This is a genomic window from Bradyrhizobium diazoefficiens (assembly GCF_016616235.1).
Classification (GTDB): Bacteria; Pseudomonadota; Alphaproteobacteria; order Rhizobiales; family Xanthobacteraceae; genus Bradyrhizobium; species Bradyrhizobium diazoefficiens_H.
In genome coordinates this window covers 321,007-334,301 of the sequence record NZ_CP067100.1, presented here as the reverse complement: position 1 = coordinate 334,301, position 13,295 = coordinate 321,007, and the positions used below count along the sequence as shown (strand labels likewise).

Sequence of the window (13,295 nt, the reverse complement as noted above, 5' to 3'; positions counted from 1 at the left end):
CGTTTTCATAATCCGTTAGGCAACGCGCCCGATCTGGCACGGCATTTGATTCTAGGGGTCGAGGCTGTGCCCGCGTAGTGAACTTCTCCCTCGTGGCGAACCAGTCGAGACACGCCCGGCCATGTCCGGACCGGGCCAAGCGGGGATAGGACCCATGAAAATTGTTATGGCGATCATCAAGCCATTCAAGCTGGAAGAAGTCCGCGACGCCCTGACCGCCATCGGCGTTCACGGTCTCACGGTGACGGAAGTCAAGGGATATGGCCGCCAGAAAGGCCACACGGAAATCTACCGCGGCGCCGAATATGCCGTGAGCTTCCTGCCCAAGATCAAGATCGAGGTCGCGATCGCCTCCGAGCAGGTCGACAAGACCATCGATGCCATCACGTCCGCGGCGAAAACCGGACAGATCGGCGACGGCAAGATCTTCGTCATCAACCTCGACCATGCGGTTCGCATCCGCACCGGCGAGGCCGATGCCGCGGCCCTCTGATTTCGCGCTCAACATTTACCAATCAGGAGTGAATATAATGACGTTCAAGCGTCCCTATGGCGCGGGATTGGCGGCTCTCGCAGTCGGCCTGTTCGCTGCGACCGCAGCCTATGCCGAGCCGACGATCAACAAGGGAGACAACGCCTGGATGCTGACATCGACAGTGCTCGTGCTGTTGATGACCATCCCCGGCCTCGCGCTGTTCTATGGCGGCCTCGTCCGTTCCAAGAACATGCTCTCGGTCCTGATGCAGGTATTCTACACCGTCTGCGTCGTTACCGTGATCTGGGCCGTGTACGGCTACAGCCTCGCCTTCACCGGCGGCTCCGACTTCATCGGCGGCTTCTCCAAGGCCTTCATGATGGGCGTCACCACCGATTCGAAGGCCGCGACCTTCTCGGTCGACGCCAACATCTCGGAGCTCATCTATATGTGCTTCCAGATGACCTTCGCGGCGATCACGCCCGCCCTCATCGTCGGCGCCTTTGCCGAGCGCATGAAGTTCGCGGCGATCGCCCTGTTCATCCCGCTCTGGGTCACGCTGATCTACTTCCCGATCGCGCACATGGTCTGGTACTGGCCCGGCCCGGACGCGATCCAGGATGCGGCCAAGGCGCTCGCCGCTGCGGCTGATGGAGCAGCAAAGACCGCGGCCCAGGCCAAGCTCGACGAGATCAACGCCGACGCCGGCTGGATCTTCAAGGCGGGCGCGATCGACTTCGCAGGCGGCACCGTGGTGCACATCAACGCCGGCATCGCAGGCCTCGTCGGCGCTCTCCTGATCGGCAAGCGCGTCGGTTACGGCAAGGAGTTGATGGCCCCGCACTCGCTGACCATGTCGATGATCGGCGCCTCGCTGCTCTGGGTCGGCTGGTTCGGCTTCAACGCCGGCTCCAACCTCGAAGCCAACGGCGGCGCTGCGCTTGCCATGACCAACTCCTTCGTCGCCACCGCAGCCGCTGCGCTGTCGTGGATGTTCGCGGAGTGGATCATCAAGGGTCACCCGTCGGTGCTCGGCGTCATCTCCGGCGCCGTCGCGGGCCTCGTGGCCGTGACGCCTGCCGCCGGCTTCGCCGGCGTGATGGGCGCGATCGTCCTCGGCCTCGTGGTCGGCGTGGTCTGCCTGTTCTTCTGCACCGTCGTGAAGAACGCGCTCGGCTACGATGACTCGCTCGACGTGTTCGGCGTGCACTGCATCGGCGGCATCGTCGGCGCCCTCGGCACCGGCATCCTGGTGAATCCTGCTCTCGGCGGCGCCGGGATCATGGACTACACCGCGATCCCGCCGAAGGTGGCCGATTACGACTTCGCGGTCCAGATGCTCGCCCAGCTCAAGGCCGTCGGCACCACGCTGGTGTGGTCGGGTGTCGGTTCGGCGATCCTCTACAAGGTCGTTGATGTGATCGTTGGCCTGCGCGCCAACGTCGAGAGCGAGCGTGAAGGCTTGGACATCACCGACCACACCGAGCGCGCCTACAACATGTAAGTCTTCTCCCGGGCGCGGTCTCATCCAGGGACCGCGTCCACACCTACGGTTTGGGCACATACCCGGCAATGCCCCGACCGTTGAGGGGCTCCAGCGCAAGCTGGAGCCCCTTTCTTTTTGATCGGCGCAGAGAAGAAAAGGATTGCCATTCGGCACCACCGGCGCAGAAATACCGGCCACAACAACAATCGGGAGGTCGTCATGCGTTTGGAAGGCGGATGCTATTGCGGCGAGGTGCGCTACGTGGCCGAGGGCGACCCGATGATGCAGGCGCAATGTCATTGCCGCGAGTGCCAGTACATCTCGGGCGGCGCGCCCAACACCTTCATCGCGATGCCGGCGGCCGGCTTCAGCTACATCACCGGACAGCCCAAGCAGTTCACGCGCAAGGACCTCGAACGCGCCGTGACGCGCGAATTCTGCGCCGAATGCGGCACGCATCTGGTGACCAAGGTCCCGGGCTTGCCGGCGGCGGTGGTTAAGGTCGGCACGCTGGATGAACCCAAGCAGTTCCAGCCGCAGATGGCGATCTTCACCTGCGACAAGCAGGAGTTTCATACGATTCCCGCCGGCATGAAGACATTCGAGAAGCTGCCGGGGCATTGAAGGACGAAGCGAGCCAGGAAGACGGTGCTCTCCCGCTCGCGGCGGAGGGCCGGGGTGCATCCGCGGGCGAGAACCCCCAACAGGAGAGAACCCTCACCCGACGCGCGGGACGACGCTTCGCATCGCCCGGACCCGTCGACCTCTCCCGCTTGCAAGCGGGAGAGGTGCCGAACCCACCATGCATCCCGCTGCTATCCGGCCTCATTATTCCCGCTCTGGACGGGCCGGCCGGCCGATGGTTAATCGCGTCTTAACCTCGCCCTATCTATGGTGAACTGAACCGCTTTCCCGCCGGCGTCTCGACGCGTCCGGCAGTTCCAAGAGTGCTGGCGCCCAGAATGGCCATGACCGCTTCATCCCGCGCGCCGCAGAGCGGTGGAAGCTCCGATAACGAACGCTCGCCCTTCGTCCGGCTGAACGAGCTGCTGGCGCCGCATCAACCCGGCAAGCCCTTGATTTCACTCGCGGTCGGCGAACCGCAGCATCCCGTGCCTGATTTCGTCGGCCCGGTGCTGGCCAGGCACATCGCCGATTTCGGCCGTTACCCCGCCAACAAGGGCACCGACCCGTTCCGCAAAGCAGCGGGCGCCTGGCTGTCGTCGCGTTTCAAGCTGCCGCGGCCGCTCGACCCCGAGACCGAGATTCTCGTCCTCAATGGCAGCCGCGAGGGCCTGTTCCTCGCCGCGATCGCAGCGGCGCGCTATGTCGGCCCGAAGCCCGGCAAGCCCGCCATCCTGATGCCGAACCCGTTCTATCCGGTCTATGGTGCCGGTGCCGGCGCGGCAGCCTGCGAGCCGGTCTATCTGCCGACCACCATCGAAAACGGTTTCCTGCCCGATCTCGATGCCATCGACGAGGCGACGCTGGCGCGCACCGTGGCATTCTATCTGGCTTCGCCCGCCAATCCGCAGGGCTCGGTCGCCTCGCGGGATTATTTCACGCGCCTGAAGCAGCTCGCCGACCGCTATGGCTTCGTGATCCTCAGCGACGAATGCTACTCCGAGATCTACACCCGCGAGGCCCCGGGCAGCGCGCTTGAATGTGCCGGCCCCGACTTCACCCGCGTGGTTGCATTCCAGTCGCTGTCGAAGCGCTCCAACCTGCCGGGCCTGCGCGTCGGCTTCGCCGCCGGTGACAAGAAATTCATCGGCATGTTCCTGGAGCTGCGCAACATCGCGGCGCCGCAGGTGCCGGTACCGCTCCAGCACGTCGCGACCGTTGCCTATGGCGACGAGGCGCATGTCGAGGAGAACCGCAGGCTCTATCGGATCAAGTTCGATCTCGCCGACCAGATCATCGGCAATCGCTACGGCTATCGCCGGCCCGATGCCGGCTTCTGCGTCTGGCTCAATACGTCGGAGGTCGGCGACGACGTCTCCGTCACTCTCAAGCTGTTCAAGGACGCCGGCGTGCGCGTGGTGCCCGGCTCCTATCTGGCGCGGCGTCAGCCTGACGGCTTTAATCCCGGTGCCGGCTACATTCGCCTGGCGCTGGTACAGGATAGTGAGACCACGGCGCAGGCGCTGCACCGGCTGGTCGAAACTCTGGGTTAGGCGGGGCCCATGAGCATGTCGGCAATCGAGCGTGTCATTCCACTGGTCGGCCATCTGCCGCCGTCGATCCGCGAGGGTCTGGCGCGGCGCATGCGCGAGCTCACCGGCCTCGGCATGGTCGCGCTGGCGGGCGTGGCCTCGGCCGCGCTGATGACCTGGTCGGTGCAGGACCCCAGCCTCAGCCACGCGACCTCGCGGCCGATCCGCAACATTCTCGGCTATGCCGGCGCGATCGGCGCCGACCTTGCGATGCAGATCCTCGGGCTCGGCGCCATCATGCTGGTCCTGACCGTCGCGGTCTGGGGCTGGCGCATGATGACGCATCGGCCGTTCGACCGCGAAGCGCTGCGGCTCGGCTGCTGGATTCTCTGCACCGTGATCGCGGCGGGCTTTGTCAGTTGCTGGCCGCATGGCGGCGCCTGGCCGCTACCGACCGGACTCGGCGGCGTGGTCGGCGATGCCCTGGTGCGCGCACCCGCGGTGATTTTCGGGCCGGCGGGCATAATCTATCGCCTGGTGCTCGGCACGATCCTGTTCGTGGCGATGGCGGCAACGTTCCTGATCGCCTGCGGTCTCGGCGCACGCGAGCATGACGACGAGCTCGCCGAGATCGAGGATGACGACAAGCCGCTCGACGAGGACGAGGACGGCGACCGCGGCTCGGTGTCGCTGGGCTGGCTGTTTCACGCGCTGATGAGCACCAAGGCTCGCTTGATGTGGCTGTGTGGTGCCGCTTACCGCGCGCTGGTCTCGAGCGGACCGAAGACCAAGGCCGCCAGCTTCAGCCGCCAGGAGCCGAATCTCGGCGGCGGCCGCGCCGCACCGTCGATCTCGCCGCAGGCCGAAGACGAAGATTACGGGGACGATCACGAAGAAGAGGTCGACGAGGAGGAGGAAGAGGAGCCGGTCGCGCGCGCTCCGCGCAAGAAGGCCGCGCCAAAAGCCGCCTCCAGGAAATCCTCCGACAAGTTCGAGCTTCCGTCCGTCTCTGTGCTGGCCGCGCCCAAGGCCGGTGATCGCCAGCCGCTCAGCAAAGCCGAGCTGGAAGCCAATTCGCGCTCGCTCGAAGGCGTGCTGCAGGATTTCGGCGTGCGCGGCGAGATCGTGAAGGCCAATCCGGGCCCCGTCGTCACGCTTTACGAGCTGGAGCCGGCGCCCGGCATCAAGTCATCCCGCGTGATCGGGCTTGCCGACGACATCGCCCGCTCGATGAGCGCTTTGTCGGCGCGCGTCGCCGTCGTGCCCGGCCGCAACGCGATCGGCATCGAGCTGCCGAACGCGCACCGCGAAAAGGTCTATCTGCGCGAGCTGTTGATCGCAAAGGAAGCGACCGACACGGTTGCGAAGCTGCCGCTGTGCCTCGGCAAGACCATCGGTGGCGACCCCGTCATCATCGATCTCGCGCGCACGCCGCACATGCTGATCGCCGGCACCACCGGCTCGGGCAAGTCGGTCGCGATCAACACCATGATCCTCAGCCTGGTCTACCGGCTGCGCCCCGACCAGTGCCGGCTGATCATGGTCGATCCGAAGATGCTCGAACTGTCCGTTTATGACGGCATCCCGCATCTGCTCACGCCCGTCGTGACCGATCCGAAGAAGGCGGTGGTCGCGCTGAAATGGGCCGTGCGCGAGATGGAAGAGCGCTACAAGAACATGGCCAAGCTCGGTGTGCGCAACATCGACGGCTACAACACGCGCCTGCTCGAATTGAAGGCCAAGGGCGAAGAGCCGACGCGCACGGTGCATACCGGCTTCGACAAGGAGACCGGCAAGGCGATCTACGAGGAAGAGAAGCTCTCGCTCGATCCGCTGCCCTACATCGTCATCATCGTCGACGAAATGGCCGACCTGATGATGGTCGCCGGCAAGGACATCGAAGGCGCGGTGCAGCGCCTCGCACAGATGGCGCGCGCCGCCGGTCTGCATGTAATCCTGGCGACGCAGCGACCGTCGGTGGACGTCATCACCGGCACCATCAAGGCGAACTTCCCGACCCGCATCGCCTTCCAGGTGACGTCGAAGATCGACAGCCGCACCATTCTGGGCGAGATGGGCGCCGAGCAGCTGCTCGGCCAGGGCGACATGCTCTACATGGCGGGCGGCGGCCGCATCAGCCGCGTGCACGGACCGTTCGCGTCCGACGAGGAAGTCGAGAAGGTCGTGCGCCACCTCAAGACCCAGGGCCAGCCCGAATATCTCGAAGCTGTTACCGCTGAAGAGCCGGCCGAGGACGAGGACGGCGCGGTGTTCGACGCCACCGGCATGGGCGGGGATGGCGGCGGCGATCTCTTCCAGCAGGCCGTTGCGATCGTCAAACGCGACCGCAAGGCCTCGACCAGCTACATCCAGCGGCGCCTGCAGATCGGCTACAACCGTGCTGCATCGCTGATGGAGCGCATGGAACTGGAAGGCATCGTCGGACCCGCCAACCACGCCGGCAAGCGCGAGATTCTGGTCGAGGAAGAAGACAGCCATATGTGAGGCGGACCGCCTCCAAACGAAATTTCACGCAGAATCGATATCTGCTTTTGCCCGAAATCACGCTAAAAGGCGCCCAGCCACCTTAGGACGACGCGTTGATCAGACATCCGGACATTCGATTCGCTGCCACCATCGCCGCGCGAAGCGTGCGCATGGCCGGCGTGCTTCTCGTCACCGCCGCGCTGGTGACCAGCGCATCGCTCGCGCAGAACGTCCCCGTGCCGAAGCCCGCGCCGAAGGGCCGCGATGGCGCTGCGGCCGGCGGCGGGCCCGCGGTCACCGGCACGACCCAGACGCCGCCGAATCCGGTGATCCCCGATCCGCGGCGCAACGTGCCGAGCAGCATCTTCCAGACCTTCGATGACAAGCAGAAGGCGCAGGCGGCCAAGGTCAGCGCGTATCTGTCGTCGCTGCAGACGCTGGTCGGAAATTTCGTCCAGGTCGGTCCCGACGGCAGCAAGACGCAGGGCGATTTCTACATCCAGAAGCCCGGCAAGGTGCGCTTCGAATATGACGCGCCGAGCCCGATCGACATCATCGCCGACGGATCCTCCCTGGTGGTGCGCGATCGTAAGCTCGCAACCCAGGACGTCTATCCGTTGTCGCAGACGCCGCTGCGTTTCCTCCTGTCGGACCGCATTGACCTGATGAAGGACACCAATGTCGTCAACGTCACGGCCGACGACGTCTTCGTCAGCGTCACCATCGAGGAAAAGCAGGCGCTGGTCGGCACCAGCCGTTTGCTGCTGATGTTCGGCGCCAAGGACGGCCAGCTCAAGCAGTGGACCGTGACCGATCCGCAGGGCTACGACACCACGATCGCGGTCTACAATCTGGACTCGAACAAGAAGCTCGATCCCAGCATGTTCAAGATCGACTTCACCAATTACGGCCCGGCGCCGGGTTGAACGCTTCCGTGTCCCGGACAAGCGTAGCGAAGCGGAGCGCAGCGCCGGGACCCAGAGCGCCGCGAAGTGGGCCCCGGTTCAGCAGCGCATCACTGACGTGCTGCGCTGCGCCCGGGCACGAGAGAATGATGCGGCTGAAAAGACAGTGGGCACGGCGCGTTGCGCCTTTGCCCAGCCTACGGGAGCTTGCTAAGACGCATCTCCCATGCGTCTTTCCCTGACAACCTGGAACATCAATTCGGTGCGGCTGCGCATCGACCTGGTCGCGAAGTTTCTCAAGAGCGCGCGGCCGGACGTGCTGTGCCTGCAGGAGACCAAGTGCATCGACGACGCCTTTCCGCTGAAGCGCTTCAAACGGCTCGGCTATGAGCACGTCGCACTGAACGGGCAGAAGGGCTATCACGGCGTCGCCATCGTCTCGAAGATCCCGTTCGAATCGAAGGACATCCGCACCTTCTGCGACAAGGTGGATTCGCGCCATATCTCGGTGTCGTTCGGCGAGAAGGCGGGCATCGCAAAGCCGCTGGTGCTGCATAATTTCTACGTGCCCGCCGGCGGCGATATTCCCGATCCCGCGCTGAACGAGAAGTTCGATCACAAGCTGCGCTTCCTCGACGAGATGACGGCGTGCGAACCGCTGCATCCGCGCGGCGAAGATCGCCACATCCTGGTCGGCGATCTCAACGTCGCCCCGCACGAGAACGACGTGTGGTCGCACAAGCAGCTGCTCAAGGTGGTTTCGCACACGCCGGTCGAAACCGACAAGCTGAAGGCGGCGCTCGCGGCCGGCGAGTGGGTGGACGTCGCGCGCGAGCGCATTCCGATGTCGGAAAAGGTCTACACGTGGTGGAGCTACCGTTCCGCCGACTGGACCGTCGGCGACCGCGGCCGCCGGCTCGACCATATCTGGGTCTCGCGCGCGCTGAAGGATGCGGTCAGTGACTTCAAGATTCTGCGCGACGCGCGGAGCTGGGAGCGGCCGTCGGACCATGTGCCGGTGACCGTGACGCTGGACATGTAGCGCCGCCTGTCATTCCGGGGCGCGCGCAGCGCGAGCCCGGAATCCATCAAGCGGCAGAGTTGGTGGATCAATGGATTCCGGGCTCGCGACTTCGTCGCGCCCCGGAATGACGGTCGGAGAAACCGACCTACGACGTCAGCTTCGCACCCGCCATCAATATATCGCTGGCAATCTGACTCGAACGCACCGCGAATTCATCGCGCAGGCGCACTGCCGCAGCCGGATCGCTTTCGAGCACGCGCTGGAACAGGCTGCGCGCGACGCGAATGACGGAGGCGTGCTCCAGCGCGATTGCGCTGGACGGCCGCTTCATCGGCACCACCAGCGCGAGCTCGCCGATTAGCGCGCCGGGACCGGCGATCATCTCGGCGCCGGCGCCGTCCTCGACCCGGAAGGCGCCGCGCTGGACCACGTAGCCGGCATCGGCATCGTCGCCGAGATTGAACAGGACGTCACCGCGGACGAAGTCGCGCTGCTCGGAGCCGATCGCCAGCATGCGCAACGAGGCGTCTCCCAACAGGCGCAATGTCGGGACACGCTCGAGAAGCGCTACGTCGTCGTCGATTGACATTCAGGTCCGAGGCTCAAAGGCACGCGATCTCAAACGATTCGCGCACCCCCAAAGCGTATCACGGCACCAGCTTGTAGCCACCGGCTTCCGTCACCAGGATCTCCGGGTTGGCGGCGTCCTTCTCGATCTTCTGGCGCAGGCGGTAGATGTGGGTTTCCAGCGTGTGGGTGGTGACGCCGGAATTGTAGCCCCAGACCTCCTGGAGCAGGGTCTCGCGCGAGACCGGCATCTGGCCGGCGCGGTAGAGGAAGCGCAGGATGGCGGTTTCCTTCTCCGTCAGCCGCACCTTGCGCGCATTGGCTGCGGTCAGCATCTTCGAGCCCGGGCGGAAGGAGTAGGGGCCGACCGAGAACACCGCGTCCTCGCTGGCCTCGTGCTGGCGGAGCTGGGCGCGGATGCGGGCCAGCAGCACGGCGAACCGGAAGGGCTTTGCGACATAGTCGTTGGCGCCGGATTCCAGCCCCAAAATCGTGTCGGAGTCGGTGTCGTGCCCGGTCAGCATGATGATCGGGGCCTTGAAGCCGCCCTTGCGCAGCGAGCGGACCACCTCGCGACCATCGGTGTCGGGCAGGCCGACATCCATCAGGACCAGATCGGGGGAATTGGCCTTTGCGGCGCTCGCGCCCTTGGCGCCGGTGTCGACGGCGGAGGCTTCGAATTCTTCGTGCAGCGATAATTGCTCCACCAACGTATCGCGCAGATCGGTATCGTCATCCACGATCAGGATCTTGCGGGCATTGGCCATGGGGGGTCATCCTTTTGGAGTCCGGCTCGGCGCGCATGCATGCCGCGCCCAGCCGCGAGGGGAAGTTAGGGGTCGCCGTTATTATTGTTGTTCGTGTTGAAGTAGTGGGCTGTTACCGATTCACAAGCCAGAAGCACTCTAACCCACAATAGCAGGGCGATTTGATGAATGTCCTGTAATGAATTCGACATTGCACGTTCACATGAAAAATAAAGCTGCTTCAGTAAGTTACGCCCGAAAACGGAGCTCCGATCCGGTTTCAGCGATCCGCGTCAAGGCTGCCGCCGGGAATCCGCGCCGGGGCTGGCTGACCGCCGGCACGCTGACGATTCCGGTGGCGCTGGGGCGGGGCGGCATCCTCGCCAACAAGCGCGAGGGCGACGGCGGCACGCCGCGGGGCAGTTTTCGTCCCAGGCAATTATGGTGGCGGGGCGACCGGCACCGCCGTCCCAAGACCTTTCTGCCGGTACGGGCCATCCGCGACACCGACGCCTGGTGCGAGGACCCTACAGACCGCCACTACAATCAGGCGATCCGGCGCGGGCCGGGCGAGGGCGGTGACCGGCTCAAGCGGCAGGACCATCTCTATGACTTCATCATCGAGATCGACCACAATACAAGACCGCGGATCGCCGGCCGCGGCAGCGCCGTCTTCCTGCATCTGGCCCGCGACAATTTTGGGCCGACCGCAGGCTGCGTCTCGATGACCAGAGCGGCGATGCTGCAATTGCTGCGGCGGCTGGGACCGAAAACAAAAATCATCATCGGGTGAGGACAGCTGGGGTTTGTGTCGGCAGCCTCAGCCGTCATTGCGAGCGCAGCGAAGCAATCCAGAGTCCCTCTGCGGAAAGCTTCCGGATTGCTTCGCTGCGCTCGCAATGAGAAATGTGAGAGGGTTAGCGGGGCACGGCTGTCGCCAACGTCTGCTACCGGTGCCCGAAGATCGCGCTCCCGACGCGCACGTGGGTGGCACCGAGCATGATGGCTGTGGCAAAATCCGCGCTCATGCCCATCGAGAGGTTTTTCAAGCCATTGCGCGCGGCGATCTTTGCGGTCAGCGCGAAGTGCGCCGCGGGCGGCTCGTCGACCGGCGGGATGCACATCAGCCCGGAGATCGTCAGCCCGTAGCTGTCGCGGCAGCTTGCGAGGAAGGCGTCGGCCTCGCCGGGCGCAACGCCGGCCTTCTGCGGCTCCTCGCCGGTGTTGATCTGGACGAATAGCTGCGGGTGCTTGTTCTGGGATTCGATTTCCTTGGCTAACGCTTGGCAAATGCTCGGGCGGTCAACCGAATGGATGGCGTCGAACAACGCGACCGCCTCTTTCGCCTTGTTGGATTGCAGCGGCCCGATCAGATGCAGCGCGATGTCGGGGTAGACGGACATTAACGCCGGCCACTTGCCTTTGGCCTCCTGCACGCGATTTTCACCGAATACGCGCTGCCCGGCATCGATAACCGGCGTAATTGCATCCGCGGCAAACGTCTTCGACACCGCGACCAGCGTCACCGAGGCGCGATCGCGCTGCGCATCCTTGCAGGCGCGCGCGATTTCGGCCTCGACCGCAGCGAGCCCGTTTGGTGAATGGCCGGTTACCGGCGCTGCGTTGTGTTCTGTCATGACGTCGATTGACCGTAGGCGTGACGGAGGTAAGTCCAATTTTACCGAGTTCAAGAAAGAGTTTTTGAACCCTTCGCTTTACTTTGCCCGCCGGGTGGGCAGCGAAGATGGCAAACGTCAATTTCAACCGCAAACGAGCTAAACTCAAGCAGGTTCTCGGAATCCGGGCGCGGCTCGCCTTGCTCGCGGTGATTCTGGTGACGCCCTTGATGTTCGAGCGCATCCGCTCGCTCGAAGACACGCGAGCGAAGCAGATTGCGCAGGCCGCCACCGAGTTCACCACCATTGCGAGGCACAGCGCCGATGCGCAGCGCGAGGTGATCTCCTCGGTCGAGACCATCCTGAAATCGGAAGCCTTCATCCGCGCCTCCGCCGGCGGCATCGGCAAGAGCTGCGACGTGCTGCGCGCGAGCCTGCCGTCGAACCTGCCCTGGATCCGCACGCTGCTGATCGCCGGTCAGGACGGCCGCATCCAGTGCGCCACCAACAACATGTATGTCGGCCTCGACCTCGGCGACCGCCCTTACTTCCGGCAGGCGCAGGAAACCGGCCGCTTCGTGCTGAGCGACTTCATCCTGTCGCGGCCGGTGCCGACGCCGACCGTGATGGCGGTCTATCCGGTCTCCGCCTTCAGCGGCGTCGCTGACGCCGTCGTGCTCGCCACCGTCAATCTCGACTGGATGTCGAAGGTCATGAGCAATCTCGGCGGCCGCGCCGGCATCACCGCCGTGCTGGTCGACAGCGCCGGCACTGTGCTGGCCGCGCCCGCCGACCAGCACAGCGTGATCGGCCGTCCGCTCGACAACATGCCGCTGATGTCGGCGATCGCCGACAAGGCACTGCGCTCGGACCAGGACGAAGGCTCGCTGTCCTTTCTCGCGGCCGATGGTTCCCGCCGCGCGGTCAGCTACAGCCGCATCGCCGGCACCAATGCCCGCCTGATCGCCAGCATCGACGAGGACAAGGTGTCGGCGGCGGTCAGCCGCGACATCCGCACTGCTTATCTCCAGCTCGCCTTCGTCGTCGTGTTCGTCCTGCTCGGTGCGCTGATCGCCGCCGAGAAGCTGGTGATCAAGCCGATCGAGATGCTGGCCGACATGGCCAAGCGCCTCGGCGAAGGCGATCTGTCGGCGCGCGCGGCGCGCAACCGGCTGCCGGCCGAGTTCGTGCCGCTGGCCCGCGCCTTCAACGCGATGGCCGCGCAGCTCAGCCAGCGCGAGCGCGAGCTGATCGCGAGCAACGACCGCCTGACCGTGATGGCCTCGATCGACATGCTGTCGGGCCTCGCCAACCGCCGCGGCTTCCAGAGCCGGCTCGATTTCGAATGGATGCGCGCGCAGCAATATGGCAGCGACCTCGCGCTGCTGATGATCGACGTCGACCACTTCAAGCTGTTCAACGACACCTACGGCCATCTCGAAGGCGATTCCTGCCTGACCAGGCTCGGCGAGTCGCTGTCAGGCATCGCCGCCGACACGATGGGCTTTGCCGCGCGCTATGGCGGCGAGGAATTCTGTCTGTTGCTGCCGAACACCGACGTGGCTCGCGCCGTCGGAATCGGCGAGCAGGTGCGCGCGGCCGTGCTCAAGCTGTGTCTGCCGCACATCACCTCCGCCCACATGATCGTTACGGTCTCGATCGGCGTTGCCGCGACTAAGCCGAATGAGAGCCTGCGCCCCGGCGATCTCATCGAAGCCGCCGACGCCGCGCTGTACGCCGCAAAGCACCGCGGCCGCAACACCGTCGCCGAGCACGGCATCCTCCCGATCGACAGTCGCACGGCGCACATGATGATGGCGGGTTAGCGCGAAT

12 protein-coding genes are annotated in these 13,295 nt (G+C 64.9%); 9 read left to right on the top strand and 3 right to left on the bottom strand.

What is annotated here, in order from left to right; genetic code table 11:
• Positions 1–154 precede the first annotated feature (154 nt).
• The 7 genes from JJB99_RS01520 to xth all read left to right on the top strand — a co-directional run bounded on the left by JJB99_RS01520 (position 155) and on the right by xth (position 8,551).
• On the top strand, positions 155–493 hold the full coding sequence (locus JJB99_RS01520) for a P-II family nitrogen regulator (protein WP_164938363.1): 339 nt from the start codon (positions 155–157) through the stop codon (positions 491–493).
• Positions 494–530: 37 nt separating this feature from the next.
• Positions 531–1,979: an ammonium transporter gene (locus JJB99_RS01515; RefSeq protein ID WP_200497066.1), complete on the top strand. Its 1,449-nt coding sequence runs from the start codon at positions 531–533 to the stop codon at positions 1,977–1,979.
• Positions 1,980–2,180: 201 nt separating this feature from the next.
• The gene (locus JJB99_RS01510) at positions 2,181–2,585 is read left to right on the top strand and encodes a GFA family protein (RefSeq protein ID WP_200497065.1); all 405 of its coding nucleotides are present in this window, start codon (positions 2,181–2,183) and stop codon (positions 2,583–2,585) included.
• A gap of 338 nt (positions 2,586–2,923) precedes the next feature.
• Entirely contained in the window at positions 2,924–4,138 is a 1,215-nt protein-coding gene (locus tag JJB99_RS01505; RefSeq protein WP_200497064.1) for an aminotransferase class I/II-fold pyridoxal phosphate-dependent enzyme, read from the top strand.
• A gap of 9 nt (positions 4,139–4,147) precedes the next feature.
• On the top strand, positions 4,148–6,622 hold the full coding sequence (locus JJB99_RS01500) for a DNA translocase FtsK (RefSeq protein WP_200497063.1): 2,475 nt from the start codon (positions 4,148–4,150) through the stop codon (positions 6,620–6,622).
• 152 nt (positions 6,623–6,774) lie between these two features.
• Positions 6,775–7,530: an outer membrane lipoprotein carrier protein LolA gene (locus tag JJB99_RS01495; RefSeq protein ID WP_200500010.1), complete on the top strand. Its 756-nt coding sequence runs from the start codon at positions 6,775–6,777 to the stop codon at positions 7,528–7,530.
• Positions 7,531–7,735: 205 nt separating this feature from the next.
• A complete protein-coding gene (gene xth, locus JJB99_RS01490; RefSeq protein ID WP_200497062.1) occupies positions 7,736–8,551 on the top strand; it encodes an exodeoxyribonuclease III in 816 nt (271 codons plus the stop codon).
• Between the two features lie 127 nt (positions 8,552–8,678).
• Here xth and JJB99_RS01485 read toward each other — a convergent pair whose 3' ends face one another.
• The gene (locus JJB99_RS01485; protein ID WP_200497061.1) at positions 8,679–9,122 is read right to left on the bottom strand and encodes a Crp/Fnr family transcriptional regulator; all 444 of its coding nucleotides are present in this window, start codon (positions 9,120–9,122) and stop codon (positions 8,679–8,681) included.
• A 58-nt stretch (positions 9,123–9,180) separates the two neighbouring features.
• Complete coding sequence (locus JJB99_RS01480; RefSeq protein ID WP_008142830.1) at positions 9,181–9,867, bottom strand: response regulator transcription factor; 687 nt, start codon at positions 9,865–9,867, stop codon at positions 9,181–9,183.
• A gap of 202 nt (positions 9,868–10,069) precedes the next feature.
• Between JJB99_RS01480 and JJB99_RS01475 the strand changes: the two genes are divergently transcribed.
• Positions 10,070–10,639, top strand: coding sequence for a L,D-transpeptidase family protein (locus JJB99_RS01475; protein ID WP_200497060.1), 570 nt, complete (start codon positions 10,070–10,072; stop codon positions 10,637–10,639).
• 154 nt (positions 10,640–10,793) lie between these two features.
• On the opposite strand, the gene JJB99_RS01470 is transcribed toward JJB99_RS01475, so the two are convergent.
• On the bottom strand, positions 10,794–11,483 hold the full coding sequence (locus tag JJB99_RS01470; RefSeq protein WP_200497059.1) for a YggS family pyridoxal phosphate-dependent enzyme: 690 nt from the start codon (positions 11,481–11,483) through the stop codon (positions 10,794–10,796).
• A 107-nt stretch (positions 11,484–11,590) separates the two neighbouring features.
• On the opposite strand from JJB99_RS01470, the gene JJB99_RS01465 reads away from it, so the two are divergent.
• A complete protein-coding gene (locus tag JJB99_RS01465; protein ID WP_200497058.1) occupies positions 11,591–13,288 on the top strand; it encodes a sensor domain-containing diguanylate cyclase in 1,698 nt (565 codons plus the stop codon).
• The last annotated feature ends 7 nt before the right edge of the window (positions 13,289–13,295 follow it).

Excerpts from the sequence above, each read along its gene's own strand:
- JJB99_RS01500 (WP_200497063.1), top strand. The coding sequence starts at position 4,148 with ATGAGCATGTCGGCAATCGAGCGTGTCATTCCACTGGTCGGCCATCTG.
- JJB99_RS01505 (WP_200497064.1), top strand. The coding sequence starts at position 2,924 with ATGGCCATGACCGCTTCATCCCGCGCGCCGCAGAGCGGTGGAAGCTCC.
- JJB99_RS01515 (WP_200497066.1), top strand. The coding sequence starts at position 531 with ATGACGTTCAAGCGTCCCTATGGCGCGGGATTGGCGGCTCTCGCAGTC.
- JJB99_RS01510 (WP_200497065.1), top strand. The coding sequence starts at position 2,181 with ATGCGTTTGGAAGGCGGATGCTATTGCGGCGAGGTGCGCTACGTGGCC.
- JJB99_RS01495 (WP_200500010.1), top strand. The coding sequence starts at position 6,775 with ATGGCCGGCGTGCTTCTCGTCACCGCCGCGCTGGTGACCAGCGCATCG.
- JJB99_RS01465 (WP_200497058.1), top strand. The coding sequence starts at position 11,591 with ATGGCAAACGTCAATTTCAACCGCAAACGAGCTAAACTCAAGCAGGTT.
- JJB99_RS01470 (WP_200497059.1), bottom strand. The coding sequence starts at position 11,483 with ATGACAGAACACAACGCAGCGCCGGTAACCGGCCATTCACCAAACGGG.
- JJB99_RS01520 (WP_164938363.1), top strand. The coding sequence starts at position 155 with ATGAAAATTGTTATGGCGATCATCAAGCCATTCAAGCTGGAAGAAGTC.
- JJB99_RS01480 (WP_008142830.1), bottom strand. The coding sequence starts at position 9,867 with ATGGCCAATGCCCGCAAGATCCTGATCGTGGATGACGATACCGATCTG.
- JJB99_RS01485 (WP_200497061.1), bottom strand. The coding sequence starts at position 9,122 with ATGTCAATCGACGACGACGTAGCGCTTCTCGAGCGTGTCCCGACATTG.
- xth (WP_200497062.1), top strand. The coding sequence starts at position 7,736 with ATGCGTCTTTCCCTGACAACCTGGAACATCAATTCGGTGCGGCTGCGC.
- JJB99_RS01475 (WP_200497060.1), top strand. The coding sequence starts at position 10,070 with ATGAAAAATAAAGCTGCTTCAGTAAGTTACGCCCGAAAACGGAGCTCC.